At 57.2% G+C, this 20,060-nt stretch carries 15 protein-coding genes; 12 read left to right on the forward strand and 3 right to left on the reverse strand.

The genetic code is table 11. From position 1 onward, the window contains the following. The first annotated feature begins 91 nt into the window (after positions 1–91). Positions 92–1,513 (forward strand): aspartate ammonia-lyase, encoded by a 1,422-nt coding sequence (aspA, locus tag ZBT109_RS13375; RefSeq protein ID WP_084261690.1) that lies wholly within the window; start codon positions 92–94, stop codon positions 1,511–1,513. 374 nt (positions 1,514–1,887) lie between these two features. On the opposite strand, the gene ZBT109_RS13380 is transcribed toward aspA, so the two are convergent. Beyond that, positions 1,888–2,847, reverse strand: coding sequence for a lysine exporter LysO family protein (locus ZBT109_RS13380; protein ID WP_051523620.1), 960 nt, complete (start codon positions 2,845–2,847; stop codon positions 1,888–1,890). A 476-nt stretch (positions 2,848–3,323) separates the two neighbouring features. Here ZBT109_RS13380 and glnA point away from each other — a divergent pair, with 476 nt between their 5' ends. The 7 genes from glnA to ZBT109_RS13415 all read left to right on the forward strand — a co-directional run bounded on the left by glnA (position 3,324) and on the right by ZBT109_RS13415 (position 12,274). Next, positions 3,324–4,730: a glutamate--ammonia ligase gene (gene glnA, locus ZBT109_RS13385; protein ID WP_027704342.1), complete on the forward strand. Its 1,407-nt coding sequence runs from the start codon at positions 3,324–3,326 to the stop codon at positions 4,728–4,730. Positions 4,731–4,909: 179 nt separating this feature from the next. Beyond that, complete coding sequence (gene glnL, locus ZBT109_RS13390; RefSeq protein ID WP_051523621.1) at positions 4,910–6,034, forward strand: nitrogen regulation protein NR(II); 1,125 nt, start codon at positions 4,910–4,912, stop codon at positions 6,032–6,034. Beyond that, entirely contained in the window at positions 6,027–7,499 is a 1,473-nt protein-coding gene (gene ntrC / locus ZBT109_RS13395) for a nitrogen regulation protein NR(I) (RefSeq protein ID WP_027704343.1), read from the forward strand. The genes glnL and ntrC overlap by 8 nt, the downstream gene beginning before the upstream one ends. Positions 7,500–7,652: 153 nt before the next feature. Further along, the gene (locus ZBT109_RS13400) at positions 7,653–8,750 is read left to right on the forward strand and encodes an SMP-30/gluconolactonase/LRE family protein (protein ID WP_038277522.1); all 1,098 of its coding nucleotides are present in this window, start codon (positions 7,653–7,655) and stop codon (positions 8,748–8,750) included. Between the two features lie 193 nt (positions 8,751–8,943). Next, positions 8,944–10,308: a deoxyguanosinetriphosphate triphosphohydrolase gene (locus ZBT109_RS13405; RefSeq protein WP_038277524.1), complete on the forward strand. Its 1,365-nt coding sequence runs from the start codon at positions 8,944–8,946 to the stop codon at positions 10,306–10,308. Positions 10,309–10,694: 386 nt separating this feature from the next. Continuing rightward, positions 10,695–11,759 (forward strand): asparaginase, encoded by a 1,065-nt coding sequence (locus tag ZBT109_RS13410; RefSeq protein ID WP_084261691.1) that lies wholly within the window; start codon positions 10,695–10,697, stop codon positions 11,757–11,759. Between the two features lie 125 nt (positions 11,760–11,884). Beyond that, complete coding sequence (locus ZBT109_RS13415; protein WP_027704347.1) at positions 11,885–12,274, forward strand: nuclear transport factor 2 family protein; 390 nt, start codon at positions 11,885–11,887, stop codon at positions 12,272–12,274. A gap of 69 nt (positions 12,275–12,343) precedes the next feature. On the opposite strand, the gene ZBT109_RS13420 is transcribed toward ZBT109_RS13415, so the two are convergent. Then, on the reverse strand, positions 12,344–13,786 hold the full coding sequence (locus ZBT109_RS13420) for an amino acid permease (protein ID WP_027704348.1): 1,443 nt from the start codon (positions 13,784–13,786) through the stop codon (positions 12,344–12,346). A 641-nt stretch (positions 13,787–14,427) separates the two neighbouring features. Here ZBT109_RS13420 and yciH point away from each other — a divergent pair. The 3 genes from yciH to gltP all read left to right on the forward strand — a co-directional run bounded on the left by yciH (position 14,428) and on the right by gltP (position 17,769). Beyond that, positions 14,428–14,790 (forward strand): stress response translation initiation inhibitor YciH, encoded by a 363-nt coding sequence (gene yciH / locus ZBT109_RS13425; RefSeq protein ID WP_027704349.1) that lies wholly within the window; start codon positions 14,428–14,430, stop codon positions 14,788–14,790. Positions 14,791–14,887: 97 nt separating this feature from the next. After that, positions 14,888–16,084 (forward strand): MFS transporter, encoded by a 1,197-nt coding sequence (locus ZBT109_RS13430; protein ID WP_027704350.1) that lies wholly within the window; start codon positions 14,888–14,890, stop codon positions 16,082–16,084. A gap of 308 nt (positions 16,085–16,392) precedes the next feature. Then, positions 16,393–17,769: a glutamate/aspartate:proton symporter GltP gene (gene gltP, locus ZBT109_RS13435; RefSeq protein WP_084261692.1), complete on the forward strand. Its 1,377-nt coding sequence runs from the start codon at positions 16,393–16,395 to the stop codon at positions 17,767–17,769. 383 nt (positions 17,770–18,152) lie between these two features. Here gltP and ZBT109_RS13440 read toward each other — a convergent pair whose 3' ends face one another. Further along, positions 18,153–18,383, reverse strand: a complete 231-nt coding sequence (locus tag ZBT109_RS13440; RefSeq protein ID WP_027704351.1) for a transcriptional regulator — start codon at positions 18,381–18,383, stop codon at positions 18,153–18,155. A 627-nt stretch (positions 18,384–19,010) separates the two neighbouring features. Here ZBT109_RS13440 and ZBT109_RS14150 point away from each other — a divergent pair. Beyond that, the gene (locus ZBT109_RS14150) at positions 19,011–19,715 is read left to right on the forward strand and encodes a helix-turn-helix transcriptional regulator (protein WP_051523622.1); all 705 of its coding nucleotides are present in this window, start codon (positions 19,011–19,013) and stop codon (positions 19,713–19,715) included. The last annotated feature ends 345 nt before the right edge of the window (positions 19,716–20,060 follow it).

A 20,060-nucleotide genomic window follows, 5' to 3' on the forward strand; every position in this document is an offset into this window, starting at 1 on the left:
GTCCTATCAATGCGCTGAGTCGGGCCAAAAGCCTTCCAGATAGAGCAACTGCATATCCAATGAACTGGAATAGCCCAGGAGACGAAAGATCGTGTCTACTACCATGCGTCAGGAAGAAGACTTCATCGGCACGCGTGAGATCGACGACCGCTGCTACTACGGCATTCACACCCTCCGCGCCTGTGAGAACTTTGCCATCAGCGCCACCCCGCTGAACCGCTACCCGTCCCTCATCAAGGGGCTGGTGGTCGTCAAGAAAGCCGCTGCGCTGACGCATCGACAACGAGGCTCTATGCCACCCGGTCTGGCCGATGCCATCGTCAAGGCCTGCGATGACATCCTGCTGCACGACCGTTTCCTAGACCAGTTCCCCATTGACCTATTTCAAGGTGGTGCTGGCACCTCGACCAACATGAACGTCAATGAGGTAGTAGCCAACGTTGCCCTCGAACGCTTGGGGCGCGCCAAAGGCGACTATCAGTTCCTTAGCCCCAACGACCACGTCAACCGCGGCCAGTCGACCAACGATGTCTACCCGACAGGCTTCCGACTAGCGTTCTATCAAGACGTGCAGGACAAGCTATTACCAGCCCTACAGCGCCTGAAGAAAGCGCTGGCACACAAAGGCACCGAATTCAGTAAGGTGATCAAGATGGGGCGCACCCAGCTACAGGATGCCGTTCCGATGACGTTGGGGCAGGAGTTCAAAGCCTTCGCCAGCCTCATCGACGATGAAATCCGTCAGCTGGCGCATGACAAGCAGCCTCTGTTGATGATGCACCTAGGCGGCACGGCCATTGGCACCGGTGTCAACACCGACGCGGGCTACGGCGACGCCGTTATCCGCACGCTTGCCGAGCTGACTGACCTGCCCCTGAAACCGGTCAAAGACCGCATCGCAGCCACTTCGGACTGCGGCGCCTACGTCACGCTGTCCAACGGACTGCGCCGTCTGGCGACACGGCTGTCGAAGATCTGCAACGACCTGCGTCTGCTGTCGTCTGGGCCACGCGCGGGCCTCAACGAGATCAATCTGCCCCAGCGCCAGGCGGGATCCTCGATCATGCCCGCCAAGGTCAATCCCGTCATTCCAGAAGTAGTGAATCAGGTCTGCTTTAAGGTGATCGGCAACGATACCTGCATAGTGATGGCCGCCGAAGCGGGCCAGCTGCAGCTGAACGTCATGGAGCCAGTCATTGTCCAGTCAATGCTGGAGTCCATTTCACTGCTGACCAACGGTATCGACACGCTGGTCGAACGTTGCATCGACGGCATTACGGCCAATGCCAGCATCTGCCGTGACTATGTCATGGGGTCTGTCGGTATGGTGACCTGCCTCAACCCGGTACTGGGCCACCATGCGGGTGACCTGATCGGACAGGCGTGTCTGGCTACGGGAAAAAGCGTGCGGGAAGTGGTGCTAGAGCAGCAGCTGCTGGGCGCACAGGAACTGGATCGACTGCTCGATCCAATGACGATGATCGCGCCGAAGGCCGTTATAGCAGGCAGCTGATACCTGCGTGCGCTATATCCATTGAATAGAAACCCTTCAATAAGCACGGGCACTCTACATGCACATGCCATACAGAAGGAGATCACGATGGGTATCACATCAGGCCCCAAACGTACGGCCAGATCGACGGGCAAAGAAGATAAACGCCAAAGCGTGGCCCAGGAAAATAAAGCGAAGCACCCCAGCTTGAATACGCATCACCACACACCGGGTGAATAAGGTCCCGGGCCTCGCACAGAAAGGTAGCGAAAACATCACTACCTTCATAAAAACAAGAACGCGACCTTGATGGTCGCGTTCTTGTCTCTGCACGGTATGAAAAAGCAAAGGCGTCGATAAGCCAGAACCCCGGTACAAAACCGGGTGTGGATAACTCACACCACCGTCAGCGGAATCAAGAACGGCACGGCAAACGACAACAGGCTGCCGCTAACGAACGCTGCGGTCACGTCACGGCGATCGGGGTTATGGCGTTCGATCACGGGCAGCGTCACATCCATGCAGGTGGCAGCACAGGCACCGATCGCCATCTTTCCGCGCTGACGATGGCTCAAAAGCGGTATTAGGATAAGCGCCAGCGCTTCACGAAACATATCGGTGAGGAAGGCGATCGACCCCACAACGGGTTCACCCAAGCGGGAAAACAGGATGCCGGACAGCGAAGCCCAACCAAAACCCGAAGCCGCCCCTACTGTACCGCGCAGGGGCAGCGACAGCAGCGGTGCCACAATCAGTGCGCCCAGATAAGTCCCGACGAAGACGCACAGCGCAATCTTCAGTCCACGACGGTTGGCGATCAGCTCTTTGAAGCGCACATTGCTCATCGCTAACTGGAAACCGATAGCGCAGGTCATGACGTAAAGCAGCGCCGTTGCTGCGTGTTCATACGGCGCCTTAGGCAACCAGTGCGCCCACGCCAACACAAAGCCAACGGCCACCATGCCGATCATCTTCAATGGGGCCGCCAAATGATGCAGCAGACGGCCAGGAGGCGTCACAGCCTCTATGCCAGCGGTTGCCATCGTCGTCGGTGCCACCGGAAGCGGCGGGCGACCGCGCTGGGGCCAGTACATCACGCCCCAAATGACCGCCATGGCCCCAGCTGTAGTGGCTACCGCAATAGCCAGCGCGGTCAGCCCGACCCCCACTAACATGTCGAAGAAGCCGTCAATCTGACCGATCGAAATCCCCATGAACATCATCAGCACGTACATGCTGACGCTGGCAACAGTATCGATATGGGTACGCAGAAACGACCAGTTGAAGCGATAGAGACCAAAGCCGGCCAGCAGCGACACGCACAGTGGCAGCAAATTGGAAAGGGCGATACCCATGCAGCGAGATCCTTTGTACGGCAGGCTTCCGACCACCTAGCACGGTCGATGACCTGACGGCCTGTTGTTGTCGATTGGGCGGTTCATCATAACGGGCTTACCCTGCCAAGGACACCCACCTTAGCCCGCGATACGTTCTCTACGCTTTACCTTGCGCACCACAACGGTGCAATGCATATTACAGGAAGGTGCAAGGCACTTTGTTGGTGCATATCCATACCCATATGCGCCAGCCGAGTGCAATAAAGTGGCTAAAACAGCCATTTGTGCCTACAGATAACTCTGATGTTCCTTTGAAATGACGCTGTGCACCAGTATCGAGCCGACCAAGCACTATATTTGGCACGCTCCGTGCATTACTTAATGCGTCAATGCCGACCCGAAGGTCTGCGCCTGTCGTCATAACAGATAGTCACAGCAGATCTCGGCACCATCATCGCAAGCGTACCCGCAGCGGGAACTACTGGAGATCACACATGGCAGACAACACGCTGGCCCTCATCAAGGAACACGACATCAAGTGGGTCGACCTTCGCTTCACCGACACCAAAGGTAAGGAACAGCACGTTTCCATTCCGGCGCGCACTGTCGACGAAGAGTTCTTCGAAACCGGTCAGATGTTCGATGGCTCCTCCATCGGCGGCTGGAAAGGCATCAATGAATCCGACATGATTCTGATGCCGGAAGACGGCACTGCCTATGTGGATCCGTTCACCGAAGACCCGACACTGGTCCTGCGCTGCGACATCATTGAGCCAGCGACCATGCAGGGCTACGACCGTGACCCGCGCTCCATCGCCAAGCGCGCCGAAGCCTATCTGAAAAGCACAGGCCTGGGCGACACCGCATTCTTCGGCCCGGAACCAGAATTCTTCGTTTTCGATGAAGTGAAGTTCGGCAACGAAATGAACGGCTCTTTCTTCAAAATCAACTCTGAAGAAGGCGCATGGGCCACCAGCGAAAGCTTCGAAGGCGGCAACATGGGTCACCGCCCGCGCGTCAAAGGTGGCTACTTCCCGGTTCCCCCGGTCGACTCCTTCCATGATCTGCGTGCTGCCATGTGTAACACGCTGGAAGCCGTTGGTCAGGACGTCGAAGTGCACCACCACGAAGTGGCAAACGCTGGCCAGAACGAAATCGGTGTGAAATTCAACACGCTGGTTAAGAAAGCCGACGAAGTGCAGACCATGAAGTACGTGATCCACAACGTGGCCCACGCGTATGGCAAAACGGCTACGTTCATGCCGAAACCGATGGCAGGCGACAACGGCTCTGGCATGCACGTTCACCAGTCGTTCTGGAAAGACGGCAAAAACATGTTCGCGGGCGACGAATACGCAGGTCTGTCCGAAACGGCACTGTTCTACATCGGTGGCGTCATCAAGCACGCGCGTGCGCTGAACGCGTTCACTAACGCCTCCACCAACTCGTACAAACGACTGGTACCGGGTTTCGAAGCACCGGTCATGCTCGCCTACAGCGCGCGTAACCGCTCTGCATCACTGCGCATTCCGTACACGGCTAACCCGAAGGCGAAACGCGTCGAAACACGCTTCCCTGACCCGACAGCCAACCCGTACCTGGCGTTCTCTGCGCTGCTGATGGCCGGTCTGGACGGTATCCGTAACCGCATCCACCCGGGCGAAGCACTCGACAAGAACCTGTACGACCTGCCGCCGGAAGAAGCGAAACAGGTACCGACCGTTGCCTCCAGCCTCGAACAGGCACTGGAAGCACTCGACGCTGACCGTGCGTTCCTGACTGAAGGTGGTGTATTCAGCGACGATATGATCGACGCCTACATTGCCCTCAAGATGGAAGAGGTCAACGAAGTACGCATGGTACCGAGCCCCGTCGAATACTCGCTCTACTACAGCCTGTAAGGCCAGTAGCGCAACGGGACGACGTTCCTACAAGCATGGCGACCACTGCGGTGATCGCCATGCGCGGGAGGCTCACAGGGTGGGCTTCCCTTTCAGCGGTGGCCCACAGGCCACCGTTGCCGTCTCTGGCCGCCGACATTGCGCGACAGTGCCAGCCCCATACCAAGGATGAGTACGCCATGACCGATGCGCTCGACACCCGTTATCTGCTGGATCATCTTTCGACGGCCGTCATTCTGCTGGATGATCGACAGCACGTGCTGTGGATGAACCCCGCCGCAGAGGACCTGTTGAGCGTCAGTCTGGCGCGCGTCACTCATACCCCCCTGAGCACGGTGACCGGTCAAGACGGGCCGCTGCCGGACCGCTTGCAACAGGCGCTGCTCAATCAGCACCCCTATACTCAGCGAGAAGCCTCGTTCGAGCTGCCCAACGGCGAAACGCGCATCATGGACTACACCGTCACCCCGCTGTCGAACACGCGGGTGCTGCTAGAAATGGAGTCGCGCGACCGCTGGGTACGCATTCTGCGTGAAGAGGAGCTGCTGTCGCGTCAGGAACGCATCAAGCTGCTCAGCCGCGGAATGGCTCACGAGATCAAGAACCCGCTGGGCGGCATCCGTGGCGCGGCTCAACTGCTAGCCCGAGAACTGACGCCCGCGCAGCAGGAATACACCCAGGTCATCATCGAAGAAGTGGATCGCCTACGCGATCTCGTCGATCGCATGCTGGGGCCGAACCGCCCATTGCAGCATCGGCCGCTCAACGTTCATGCCGTATTGGAGCGAGTGGCCGCGTTATTGCATAACGACAGTACGCCCGGCTTCTCCGAGGTGAGGATCATCAAGGATTACGATCCCAGCCTGCCGCCGATTCTGGGCGACGAGTCCCAGCTTATTCAGGCCGTGCTCAACGTGGCCCGCAACGCCATGCAGGCGCTTGCTGAAAACGCGATCGCACAGCCTTGCCTGACACTGCGCTCACGCGCTCGACGTCAGTTCATTCTCAACGACCGCCATCGACTAGTCTGCGAGATTACCGTCGAGGACAACGGCCCGGGCATTCCCGAGTCGCTGCGCGAGTCGCTGTTCTACCCCATGATGTCGGGCCGTGTCGAAGGCACCGGACTTGGCCTGTCCATTGCACAATCGATCATGCATCAGCACCAGGGACTCATTGAATGCGACAGCCAGCCCGGACTGACCCAGTTCCGGCTACTGATCCCCCTGGACATGAAGCGTGAGCATGATGCCTCGTCTTCGTCCTTTGCCCCCACGATCAATAAGGAACATGCCCATGAGTGAAGCCGCCCGCATCTATATCGTCGATGATGACCGCGCCATCCGGTGGGTACTCGAACACAGCTTGGCACAGCCGGACCTCAGCGTGACTAGCTTCGAAGAAGCTGACTCAGCGCTGGCCGCCATCCGCCGCCACGCACCTGACGTATTGATCACCGATATCCGCATGCCCGGTACCAACGGCCTTGATCTGATGGTGCAGGCCCGCGAACTGTGCCCCGAGTTGCCCGTCATCGTCACAACCGCACACTCCGATCTCGATAGCGCCGTAGCGTCCTATCAGAGCGGTGCCTTCGAATATCTGCCTAAGCCGTTTGATGTTGACGAGGCCTTATCGCTGGTACGCCGTGCTGTGGCACACGCCCGCGAGCAGGCCAGTACCGCGCCATCGGCACAGAACGAATCCGGCGAGACCGCTCTGCCAGAAATCATTGGTGAAGCGCCTGCCATGCAGGAAGTGTTCAGGGCCATCGGCCGTCTGGCACATTCCAACATCACCGTCATGATCAATGGCGCATCAGGCACCGGAAAGGAGCGCGTCGCACGCGCACTGCACCAACATAGCCCACGCGCGCGCGGCCCGTTCGTTGCGCTCAACATGGCGGCCATTCCGAAGGCGCTGATGGAGTCCGAACTGTTCGGGCACGAAAAAGGCGCATTCACCGGTGCTAATGCACTGCGTCGAGGCCGCTTTGAACAGGCGGATGGCGGTACGCTGTTCCTTGATGAAATCGGGGACATGCCCGCCGACACCCAGACTCGCTTGCTACGCGTGCTGTCGGACGGTGAGTTCTATCGTGTCGGCGGGCATGTCTCGGTGAAGGTAAATGTCCGTATCATCGCCGCCACTCACCAAGACCTCGAACGCCGTGTAGCGGAAGGCCAGTTCCGTGAAGACCTGTTCCACCGCCTCAACGTCATCCGCATTCGCCTGCCACTGCTGGCCGAACGCCGCGAAGACATTCCGCGCCTAGCCCGCCACTTCTTGGCACAGGCCGCACATGACCTCGCGACGGAACCCAAGGTACTGACACCCGCCGCTGAAGATCACCTGTCGCGCTTGCCATGGCCCGGCAACGTGCGCCAGCTGGAGAACACCTGCCGCTGGTTGACAGTCATGGCCTCGGGGCGTGAAGTGCTTATCGACGACCTGCCCCCCGAACTGCGCGAGATTCCCAGTGAACACGCCACGGTCGAGGTGCCGACACCCAATGGCTCAGCTGTGATCAGTTGGCAGGATGCCTTCCGTCAGTGGGTCGATCAGATGCTGGCGCAGGGCCACACGCAGGTGCTGGAAACCGCGACGCCCGACTTCGAACGCATTCTGATCGAGACCGCACTCAAGCATACGCACGGCCGTCGAGGAGAAGCTGCCAACGTACTGGGATGGGGCCGCAACACGCTGACACGCAAGATAAAACTGCTGCTTCCGGAGCTGTCAGGAAGCGACGACGATCAGGAAGAGTGAATAACGGGCAAAATCTTGAAGTAAACATCAGGTTGGCCCACCTTCAATGAGGTATCTTCAGTAAACACCCGGGTAGCTGCTATGGCTGCTCGACTCTGTTGCCTGACCGTCGTCGACCGTCAGGCAGATATCTCATGCACAAGGACAGTAGACATGACGTCTCGTACTCCTCGCACTACCGGCCTGATGCTGGCAGGTCTCATGATGGTGGCTTCTTCTGCCGCCATGGCCACGCCGGCCAAGCACGGCCACGCTCAGCAAGCCACCCATGCGCAGCAGGCCAACGGCCAGACCGTACAGTCTGCTGTAATTCCGGCGCAGATCACCTATGACGATCCCGCCTTCCGCGAGCTGGTCAGCCCGAAAGCCCACCTGACCCGCCTGTACGACAAGGCCACTTGGAGCGAAGGTCCGATCGTCATGCCTGATGGCAGCGTGATCTGGAGCGACGTGAAGCAGAACGAAGTGCTGCGCTGGCAGCCAACCGGCAAGCATGCCGGTAAGGTCTCTACCTGGCTGAAACCGTCCGACTTCCAGAACGGCCACGCGGTCGATGAGCAAGGTCGCATCGTGGCGGCATCTCACGGCAAACGCGGCATCGTGCGTCAGGAAGGCAATGAATGGAAAGTGCTGATCGACAAGTACGAAGGCAAGCAGCTCAACAGCCCGAACGACCTGATCATTGATAGCACCGGCGCCATCTGGTTCACCGACCCGACCTTCGGCGTCAAGAACCCGCTGGAAAGCTACGGCGGTAACGTCGAGCAGGACGGCGAATACGTCTACCGCTTCCTGCCGGCTACCGGTGTGATCGAACGCCTCGAAACGCCGCTGGTCAAAGCCCCCAACGGCCTGGCCCTTAGCCCGGATGAACGCACGCTGTACGTCGCGGACAGCCAGCTGGCTCATGACTTCAACGACCATGCACTGGCGCACCAAATCATCGCTTACGATATCTCTCCGGCCGACCGCAAACTCAGCAATGGCCGCGTCTTCGCTGTTATCAACCCGGGCATCCCGGACGGCATGAAGGTCGATGTCAACGGCAACGTCTGGACCAGCAGCGGCGACAGCGTTCAGGTCTACTCTCCGGAAGGCAAACGTCTGGGGCGCGTCACGTTCCCGTCCACCGTCGGCAACATGGTGTTCGGCGTGAACAAGGCCAACAAACCGGTACTGTACGTCACGGCGGCCAACGGTCTGTACCGTCTGGACGTCAACGTCAAAGGGGCTGTTCCGGTCAAACGTTGATCCGAACAGGTCACCTTGCGTGCATCAACAGCCCCGCTTGTCGGGGCTATTGTCGTTTTTGGCATGAGGTATCTGTCAACACGCCGAGCACGGTATTCATGCCTTCACGTCCGCGACTCAGACGGTACACTGTAGCCATAAGCGGCCGACAGCTGGAGGTACCGCTTTCAGATCATGATGACAGGACCCTTTCATGCCGAAGAAGATGAACTGGCACCAACTGCTCACCCCACTGCGCCTTCATGAACGGCCGGATGACAACCTGCCGGAACCGGGCCGCAGTCCGTTTCACAAAGACCACGACCGCATCATCTTTTCCGGCGCATTTCGCCGCCTAGGGCGCAAGACACAGGTGCACCCACTGACCGAGAACGATCACGTGCACACGCGACTCAGCCACTCGCTGGAAGTGGGCTGCGTGGGCCGTAGCCTCGGCATGATCGTCGCCGAAAAGCTCGCGGATCACATGCCAGACTGGATTACCCCTGCAGATGTCGGCGTGATCGTACAGGCTGCCTGCCTCGGGCACGATATCGGCAACCCGCCGTTCGGCCATGCAGGCGAATACGCCATTCGTGACTGGTTCCTCAGCATCCAGAAGACCAGCCCACACCTTTTCGACCATCTGAGTGAAGAAGAAACCCGCGATCTGCTGACCTATGAAGGCAACGCACAGGGGTTCCGCACCGTTACCCAGCTCGAATACAGCCAGTTCAATGGCGGTATGCGGCTATCGGCAGCCACGCTGGGCGCACTGCTGAAATATCCGTGGACGGTGGATCACGCCACGCCCGCAGGCAAGTTCGGCACCTATCAATCCGAGCGACAGCAGCTTGAGCGCGTCGCCGAACTGACAGGCCTGATACCTCGCGAGCGGGGCAAATGGTGTCGCCACCCACTGGCCTATCTGGTCGAAGCCGCCGATGACATCTGCTACGCGCTGATCGACCTCGAAGACGGCATGGAAATGGGCATTCTGCGCTTCGAAGAAGTGGAAGAGATCCTGCTGCAGATCGCCGGCCCCAGAGCCGACGCGGCGTTCATGGAAACCCTACGCCGCAAGGCAGAAGACGGGGTGTCTCCTCGTCGACGTGTGGCCGCTATGCGCGGCGCAGCGATGGAATGCGCTGTCAACGGCGTGGCAGCCGTGTTCGTCGAACAGGAGAATGCACTGCTGGAAGGGCACTTCAAAGGCGATCTGCTTGACGCCTGCGCACCTTACCTGCGCGATGGCGTATGCCGCGCTAAGCAACTGGCACGTCAGCGCATCTTCCAGAATGAACGCAAGGCCAAGCTGGAAATCGGCGCTTACACCACGCTGGGCATTCTGCTTGAAGCGTTCATCGGCGCGGCTTATGCCCTTCATCAGCAAGAAGAAGGCGAGCCTCTGGGCTTCCGTCACCAACGCGTGCTGTCACTGATCGGCGAGAACACGCCGCGCGCCACATGGTCTCTGTATGACAGCTATCGCCGCATGCTGGACTTCATCGGCGGCATGACAGACCACTTTGCCGTCGATCTGGCGCAGGAAATGGGCGGCCGCCTACGCAGCGAGTAATTGAAGAGAGGGGAGACCTACCGAACGGTAGCGCCTCCCCCAATGATGTGATCTAGAGCACTGCTAACCTCTCGCCTTTCATGCTCTGCTCATGTATACCCCGCAGCCCCTCCTAAGCGACTTTTGCACCGTTACGATACGAAACGAATCAGTGGCGGCAGTTTTTGGTGCAGAGTATTAAACTTCGCTTCAAGTGAGCACCTGCTCACTTGGCTCGACGACAGTGCGCCCCTCGCGCTGCTGCCGATATTCGGCGGAATGCCCGCTCCCCATAGCGGCATTTCATGGTTGGCGGCTTCTGTTTCCTCACAAAGATTCGCAGAAGCACCATAGCTGGCATGCCTATTGCCTTACTCAGCAAGCATCGCCAGAGGAGAATCCCACACATGTCTTTATCACGATCAGCACGCCTACTGCTGAGCTGCTGTTTCACCCTATTCATATCACTGTCATGGCTGACTGCCGAGGCAGCGACACCGCCCCATATCGTGATTCTTGCCACAGGTGGCACCATTGCCGGACAAGGGGCATCCAGTGAGCAGACCACGGGATACAAAGCGGGCGTGGTCGGTGTCGACCAGCTGATTCAGGCCGTTCCAGAACTCAAGCATGTTGCTAATGTCAGCGGCGAGCAGGTCTTCAACATGGCAAGCGAAGACATGAGCACATCGCAGATCGCGGCACTGTCGGCCCGCGTCAACGCACTGCTGGCACGCTCCGACGTCGACGGTGTTGTTATCACACACGGTACTGATACGATTGAAGAAACGGCCTATTACCTCGACCTAACCGTCAACAGCGAAAAACCGGTCGTCATGACCGCCTCCATGCGCCCTTCCACGGCCATTTCTGCTGACGGCCCGATGAACCTACTGGAAGCCGTACGCGTAGCCGCCAATCCCAATGCTGGCGGCCGCGGCGTTATGGTCGTCCTGAATGATCGCATCGGCGCAGCGCGCTTCGTGACCAAAAGCAACACTACCGCCCTTGATACCTTCAAAGCTCCAGAAGAAGGCTACATGGGGCGTATCGTCGGTCCGGATGTCGTCTTCGACTACCACCCCGACCGCCTGCACACCACCCACTCTGCCTTTGCCGGCATGACATCGTCCAAGCAGCCCAACGTCATCATTCTGAGCGGCTATCAGGATGATCCCGGTTTCCTGTTCGATGCAGCGATCGCCCAGCACGTTGACGGCATTGTCTTCGCTGGACCAGGAGCAGGCTCCGTCAGCAGCCGCAGCCGTGAAGGCATGCAGCGCGCTATCGCCAAAGGCATCACTATCGTGCGCACCAGCCGTACAGGCAGCGGCAATACACCGACCGACCCGCAATTGCCAGGCGTTGTAGCGGACTCGCTCAATGCGCCCAAAGCCCGCATTCTGCTGCTGCTGGCACTTCAGAAAACACACGACACACATCAGCTGCAGACATGGTTCCACACCCACTGATATCTGAATGAAAACGGTGCCCGCCAACAGCCAGCGCGGGCACCCTTCCCTCATGACAGCCTTGACGGATAGCGCCCCACCCGCGTAGAACTTTAATACCAATAACGCGAGTAGGAATTTATCCCATGCCCCCTCTCGATACCGTCCAGCAAGCGCTATCGCGTGTGCTTAGCGGCCCGACGCTTGATGAAGCCCTGCTCCAACGCTTCTTCTCAGAACGCTACACCCAGATCGTCAACGGCGAACCGCTCGATTCCGCAGGCTTCGTTGCCCATATCAGATTGCTAAAGGAAGTCACGCAGCGACTAGAGCTGACGCTGCTGTCGATTGCAGCCTCCGGAGCAGACGTGCACACCCATCACACTGTGCGCGCCATCAAAAATGACGGGGCTGAAAGCGAATTTGAGGTCTTCGCCCACTTCGAAGTGGAAGAGGGCAAGATTGTGTCGTGCCGTGAACTGACCCGCCAGATCGCGGGGGCAGCCCACGACAAAGATCTGGGTTCTCGCCAGTAACCTTGCGTGCGGCCATTAAAAAAGCCCGCCTCTGAATGAGGCGGGCTTTTTTCGTCGCATTGCCAGACGTCAGACGTCAGTGACATCCTGCTGACGAGCTTTCTCAGCAAGCACCTTCTTATCACGGGAAGCGCAGCAGCCCCAGTAGATCACTGTGATGGCAACCAGCCATATGCCCCCTGCGCACAACGCCAATCGAGTGTCTTCCTGCAGTGTCATCAGACCGATAGTCAGCAGCATAAACAGGATGGCCAGCATCGGCACTACGGGATAGCCTGGAACAGGGAATTTCAGCGCTTTGATCTCTTCGCGGGACAGCTTGCGACGCATGCCCATCTGCGCGAACAGGATCATGACCCACACCCATACGGTCGCAAAGGTACCAAGCGCCGCTACCAACGCGAAGGCGCGCTCTGGAATCAAGGCATTAAGCACGATTGCCACCAGCAGCGATACAATCAGCGTGATGACCGTTACCCACGGCACGCCGTTCTTGGACAAACGACCGAAGATTTCAGGGGCATGCCCTTTTTCAGCCATGCCGTACATCATGCGCCCCGCACCAAAGATATCGCTGTTGACGGCGGAAATGGCCGCGGTGATCACCACGATGTTCAGCAGCGACGCTGCATACTTGATCCCCACGTACTCAAACATGCTGACGAACGGACTGCCGTGCAGCTCAGCGGCAGCCGACGTGCCATCAGCATGATTGCCGATCTCGGGCCACGGGTAGATACACATCAGTACGAAGATAGTCCCGATGTAGAAGACCAGAATGCGCAGCGGCACAGAGTTGATCGCACGCGGAATGGCACGCTGAGGATCGCCCGCTTCGCCGGCGCTGGTACCGATCACCTCGATCCCACCGAAGGCGAACATGACCATGGTCAGGCTCATTATCAAGCCATCCCACCCCTTGGCAAAGAAGCCGCCTTCATAGGCCCAGAGGTTATGAACGCCGACCGGCTTGCCATCGCTGCTACCGATGCCGAACAGGATCAGGCCTAAGCCCACAGCGATCAGCGCCAGAATCGTGACCACTTTCAGCAGCGAGAACCAGAACTCAAGCTCACCGAAGACGCGCACACTCATCAGGTTGATAGCAGCGATCAGCAGTACCGTGCCCAGCACCCATATCCACGGCGGAATGCCGGGAAACCAGTAGCCCATGTAGCCGCCAATGGCCGTCACGTCCGCAATGGGTACGATCACCATCTCGAAGATATAGGTCCACCCGGTGATGAAGCCCGCCATTGGCCCAAGGTAATCGTAGGCATATTGACTGAAGGAGCCGGCTACAGGGCGGTGGACTGCCATTTCCCCCAGAGCACGCATGACCAGAAAGACAGCCGCACCGGCAATCATGTACGCCAGCAGTACGGCAGGACCCGCCGCCTGAATGGCGGAAGAAGAGCCGAGGAAAAGACCGGTTCCGATGGCCGACCCGAGCGCAATAAAGCGGATGTGACGCGTCGAGAGGCGCCGCATAAGTTGTTTTGGTTGAGACATATCCGGATCCTGTCTACTACATCTTGGCTTGTTCCAGTGCCCACATACTACACCGGAAAGGAAGAAGGTAACGCCCAGAGTCCCTGTAGGCTGCCAAACGCGTATATTGCCCGTGCGTTTCCAGCATGGGAAGAAGCAGCCGAGCATGGTACCGTGACAGAGCGGCCATGCCCATCCCCCTGCGGCAATCCTAATAATAATTAGCGGCCTTAATTGCCTTTTTTTCAACGAAAGACAATCCCTAGCACAGGTGTTATACTAGCTGCACAGTAAGTGAGCACTGATGTCGGTTAACATTTAATTACCCTGCAAAGCTTGCTTTTCCCTTTTAAAGCACCTATATAGTTAGTGTGCATCGCGAATTGCGAACGAATTCACCTCCGGGGCCGTGGAACTTCCCCTCTGCCGCGAAGGTCATAGAAGGTGTACCGGTGAGACGCTCACAGGTTCCCTTGCAAGATATCCCTGCTTATGCCCGCCTCTTCCCCCTCGGCGGGCTTTTTTTTGCCTGTATATCCCCTTTTTGCCCTCTTGCCGTCGCTTGTGAAGGGTGATTCCATTGCCCGACAGGATTACTTTTTTCCTTGAACCGATGACGGTTCAGGGAGCGAACCGGCAGCCATTTTTCAAGGTGCTATCAGATGTCTTCTCCCTTCAAGGACGCTCTGAGTCGTCTGGTCTACTCTACAGAACAGGGCGACATGCGCGGTGATGACCGCGAAACCGAACGCCAAGCAGCAGAACGTGAACGCCTGAACCGCCTTGACGGCATCGTGCGCATCCGACGCGAAACGTCGGGCCGCAAAGGCAAGGGCGTCACGACGGTGAGCGGCGTACCACTGTCAGACGATGAGCTGGCTGCACTGACGGCTCGCCTCAAGAAACGATGCGGCAGTGGCGGTGCACTGAAAGAGGGCGTGATCGAAATCCAGGGTGATCACCGTGACACGGTAAAACGCCTTTTGGAACAGGAAGGCTACACCGTGAAACTTGCGGGTGGCTGATCCTTTTTTTGCTGCGTTCGTGGCCTCAAGAAGGCCCATCGCCTCCCTATTTCCACCAGGAGCCGGATGCTCCTGCCATCAGTAAAGGTCTTATGCTATGCCTGCATCCAAAGCCTCTACATCGCATCACATCATGGAAGACGGTTTCCCGGCACCGCCATCGACGCCGTGGCGGCGCCTTTCCATTGCCTTCTTCTTTGCCCTATCAGGTCTTGCGCTGACCAACTGGACCACCCGTGTGCCTTCACTGAAAGAGCGCTTCGGGCTGGATGATGGTCATATCGGTCTGCTGTTGTTCTGCCCGGTAGTGGGGACGCTCACTTCCGTATTTCTGGCGAACTATCTGGTGGCGCGCTTCGGCAGCCGCCGCATGACACGTCTGGGCAGCTACTTCATCATCGCGTCACTGTTCGCCGTTGGCTGGGCACAAAACGTCGCGATGCTGGCGGGGGCGCTGTTTCTCTACGGCGTGGGAACAGGGTTAATGAACATCGCAATGAACGATCAGGCAGCGACACTAGAACGTCGCTACCGGCGCTCCATCATGGCATCGTTTCACGGCATGTTCAGTCTTGGCATGATGATCGGCGGGGCCTTCGCGGGGCTGTTAATCCGTATGGGGCTTTCTCCTCAGTGGCATCTGACGCTGGTCAGCCTACTGCTGCTGGCAGGAGCACTGTCCAGCAAACGCCTGCTAATTCAACCGCCACCCAAGACAGAGCGTCAGCACGGCAAGTTGTTCGTCTTTCCTCGCGGCAGAGTATGGCTGGTGGGTGCCATCGCATCGGCGACGGTATTTGTCGAAGGCTCGCTGACCGATTGGGCTTCTGTCTTCCTGAAAGCACTGGAAGCGCCTGAATCTACCGCGGCACTCGGCGTAACCTGCTTTGCAGCTGCCATGACGTCCGGGCGCCTGTTCGGTGATCGCTGGATAGAGAAGGCCGGTCCCAAGTGGGCACTGCAGATTGGTGGTTCGCTAAGCATTCTGGGACTGGGAATGGCCGTGTTCACCGGGCAGCTCTATCTGTCGCTGATCGGCTTCGCTATGACCGGGCTGGGTCTTTCGACGCTGTTCCCGTGCCTGTTGAGCCTTGCCCGTAGCAATCCATTGATGACCTCGTCAGCGGCCATCTCGTCTGTCGCGATGATGGGATACGTAGCACTGCTGGCGGGCCCATCCATACTGGGTTTTCTAGCCCATGCTGTTGGGGTACGCTGGGCATTCATCGCGCTGATACTGTCATCCGGCGTGATCGTACTGATGGCCTCGTCAGCCTCTCGACAGCATGCATAATGCGTGGTGGCTGACGTCCAGCTTATCGATTTCGGCACAAGTTTGTCGGAGCGGCTATCGCCAATAGTGGCACCGCAACGGTATAGTACCTACGCGGCAACACACCACGTAGGTATTGCATTACCTCGGCTGTTAGCCTTTTTGGCCGTGCCCTGAATTGGCATAGGCATGTCTCCATGCGTGTTTATGACACGACCTCGGTCCGCGGCGAAGCGCTTTGCCTTCGCCCCACATTACAAGGACAGAGGGTCCCCACCCTGTGAGGGATCCAACCGACGCGTGTCACAAATTTCAACAGGAACTTAATAATGAAAAAGCTCAAGGCCCCAGGACTTGCGTGGCAAATATTGATTGGTCTGGCGCTGGGTATCCTGCTGGGAGCACTGCTCCAGCACTATATGCCCAATGCCGAATACCGCTCTGCGTGGGTGAAAGGCTATATCTCCCCGCTGGGCGATATATTCATGCACCTGATCAAGATGATTGTCGTCCCCATCGTCGTTTCATCACTGATCGTCGGGATCGCCGGTATGGGCGATGCCAAGAAACTGGGCAAGATCGGTGCCAAGACGATCATCTATTTTGAAATCATTACGACGATTGCCATTGCAGTGGGTCTTGCCCTTGGCAACATCTTCAAGCCTGGCGTCGGCGTCGACCGTACGAAGCTGACCGCAGGTGACATGAGCAGCATCGCGGCAAACGCAGAACACCTGCAGCATCAAGGACATGGTTTCTACAACACGGTGCTCGGCATGATCCCCGAGAACATCATCCAGTCCATGTCTGCCACCAACATGCTCGCGATCATCTTCTTCACGGTGCTGTTTGCGATGGCACTGGCCACGCTGCCTAAAGAGGGTCCGAAGGAAGTCTTTCTCGACATCATGCGCGCCACGGCCGACGCGATGTTTAAGCTGACGGGCTGGGTCATGCGCTATGCCCCCATCGGGGTGTTCGCACTAATGACCAAGACCGTCAGTGACAACGGCCTGTCTTCGCTGATTCCGCTGTTCAAACTGGTAGGACTGGTGTACTTCGCCATCGCCCTGTTTGCCATCGTGATTCTGGGCGGGGTTGCGAAGCTGTGCGGGTTCAACATCTTCCTGCTGATGCGCATTCTGAAAGACGAACTGCTGCTGGCCTATTCCACCTCAAGCTCTGAATCGGTGCTGCCGCGCATCATCCAGAAGATGGAACAGTACGGTGCTCCAAAGGCAATCTGTAGCTTCGTCATTCCGACAGGGTACTCATTTAACCTAGACGGATCGACGCTGTATCAAAGTATCGCTGCCCTGTTTCTGGCCCAAATGGCGGGTATCGACCTGACCATCACTCAGCAGATCACACTACTGGTCACGCTGATGCTGACCTCGAAAGGGATTGCGGGTGTACCTGGCGTGTCATTTGTCGTACTGATGGCTACCCTGCCTGCTGTCGGCGTTCCGACCAGCGACATTGCCTTCATTATGGGTGTCGACCGACTGATGGACATGGCGCGTACAGCGCTGAACGTCATTGGTAACGCGCTGGCGGTACTGGTCATCGCAAAGTGGGAAGGTCAGTATGACGCCTACAAAGGCGAACACTATTTTGAAACGCGTGCGCGTGAACGCGAGGAGCGTCGTGCCCGCCGTGCTGCCCGTCAGCAGAACGAGGCGCTCGAATCGGCAGACGTCGAATAAGCCTTTGCGTATTCGATGGCAATATCTTCAGGCCCGGAGCAATGCTCCGGGCCTTTTTCGTTTCTCATCTTTGGCTCCCCCACGATTATCGGATCCTGCACGAGGCAGGCCTGACGCACGGCATTCCGCCGTTCTCGACATCACGCTACCTGACAGTGGGCATATCAAGAATCAGCAGGAAAACCGGAAACCAGCAGAAGAAGAGCAAACGAAGCGTCGATGCCGACAGTCACGCGCACGGATAAAGCCGTGTTTACCACGCGGATAGTTTTTTTGCAGTGAAGGGAATAAATCCATACCACGACGCCCAGAGGGACTGATTCACATGCCGGAATCGATTCCCTCTAGGCCTGCCTGCTAACCCGAACCTGTGAGCCAGCCAATCAGGCCAGTTCCGGCCAGATCAGTTTCCAGTCATCCTGACGAAGTGACTGACGGCTGACATAGCCTTGGGTAGCACGCTCAATTAGCGCTGCCGCTTTGGCGGAAGGACGCTTGTGGCCGTAGGCGATGAGACGGAGGTAACTGGCGCTGACCCCGACTTCTTGCAGCGTCGAGTTATCCGCGCTTTTGAGCCAATTCAGCAATCGTTCATTTCTTGGAAGTGCAGCCATTTTATATACTCCTTATGTTGTAAGAAGAGCGTTGTAATTAATATTCGGGTGTAGCAAACATGCGCTAGATTAGGTGCGAACTAATCAAAGCAACAACTACACATTTTATCAGTGAGAGATTTTGGCTTGTCTTAAAGTACAGTATTACGTGGCTAATTCTGATGATACCTGATTATAACTCACCTGACCTATCGTGTAGTAACAGCACGAAATACAATGAGATAAGGCATAATATGCAAAAAACGGTCAAAAAAACGGGTTTATTCCAATAAATACACCCGAGCGCTCAGATAAGCATTTTCCTTTCAGTGCGCTTACCACCCTAATTTATTTTTCCTAATCAAAAAGATAGATAAGGGAAATTCTTATCTTGATAATTGTGGTCACGTGTTATTATATGGTAATACTGCACATGTTATTATGTGCATAACTCTACCAAAGGTGAACGCCGTCATGTCCGACTTGCGACGGGTGTGCTTTACATGGCACTCTTTCAACTCGAAATATCTATAAAAAACACCAGTTCTTCTCTCAAACTGACCTTTCAGTCAGTGTTTCTTACTGAATCCTTTTTTTACCGTGAGGAGAACTTTTCAGTCATCGCGATACAAATGAGCATCGTGGGATATGAATAATTGGCAAATCAACTATATGACCGAGCTGAAGAAGGCATCGCTTCTTCAGGACGTGCTCGACATCGCGCAGCACGCCATCCGCTCGCTCGGGCTCGAATATAGCAGCTGGATTGCCTACAACCCTTTCCCACTATCACGCAGGGACATGTTCGCGCTAACGACGACGGACGACGAATGCCATCGCCGCCTGAAAGCCGGCGAGTTCAACGACAGTCCGATCTTTAGGGCGTTGGAAGAAACACAGCAACCCATCTGCTGGCAGGGCGATGAAAACGACCAGCTACTGGGACAGCAGCCGGAATTCCTCTCCGATTACCGCAGCCTCGGTCGTCGCAGTGGCTGGGCCCAGACCACGATCGACAATACCGGTACGCGCAGTTTTTTCCTCAACTGCTGCACGCGCATTCTGTCGCTGACCGACCTCACCAATATCAGCATCAATATGCAGTGGCTGGCCGCGTCGGTTCACTACAATATGCTGCGTGTCAAAGATCGCGCTGGCGTAAACCTGTCGCTGCGCGAGCGAGAGATCTTATGCTGGACCGGCGATGGCAAGACCGTCAGCGATATCGCGGAAATCTTGGGGCTTAGCGAGAGCACAGTAAATTTTCATTTCAGAAACATCATGAACAAGCTGGGTACCCCCAATAAGACCTCCGCCGTAGTTAAAGCGATCTTTCTTGACCTGCTCTTCTGACGTCCTTCTGCTCGATCCATCCTGTCTTTATCCTCTGTTCCCCCGCGCACCTTACCCACATCCCTGTTATGATGCCCCCTCGTTTCCGTAAGCGTCAGCCATGTTCATGACACGCTTCTGTTGCCGTTACAGGCAAGGCGAAACGACACGCCCCGCTCAAGTTATCCACACCCCTCTGTCACCAGTCGGGTGTGGATAACTTGTTTCGGGGCCGCTAGACTAATGAATCCCGCGCGCAGCGTCTTCGCTGCCACGGTCAGCATTCCAGGCGCTGCGCCCAACGCGCTGTGTCTCTGTTTTCGATCACTCCTGATGACCTTCGTCTACGAAGGATGGTGAAGTCGC

The sequence above is a fragment of the Zymobacter palmae genome (assembly GCF_003610015.1).
GTDB classification, from domain to species: domain Bacteria; phylum Pseudomonadota; class Gammaproteobacteria; order Pseudomonadales; family Halomonadaceae; genus Zymobacter; species Zymobacter palmae.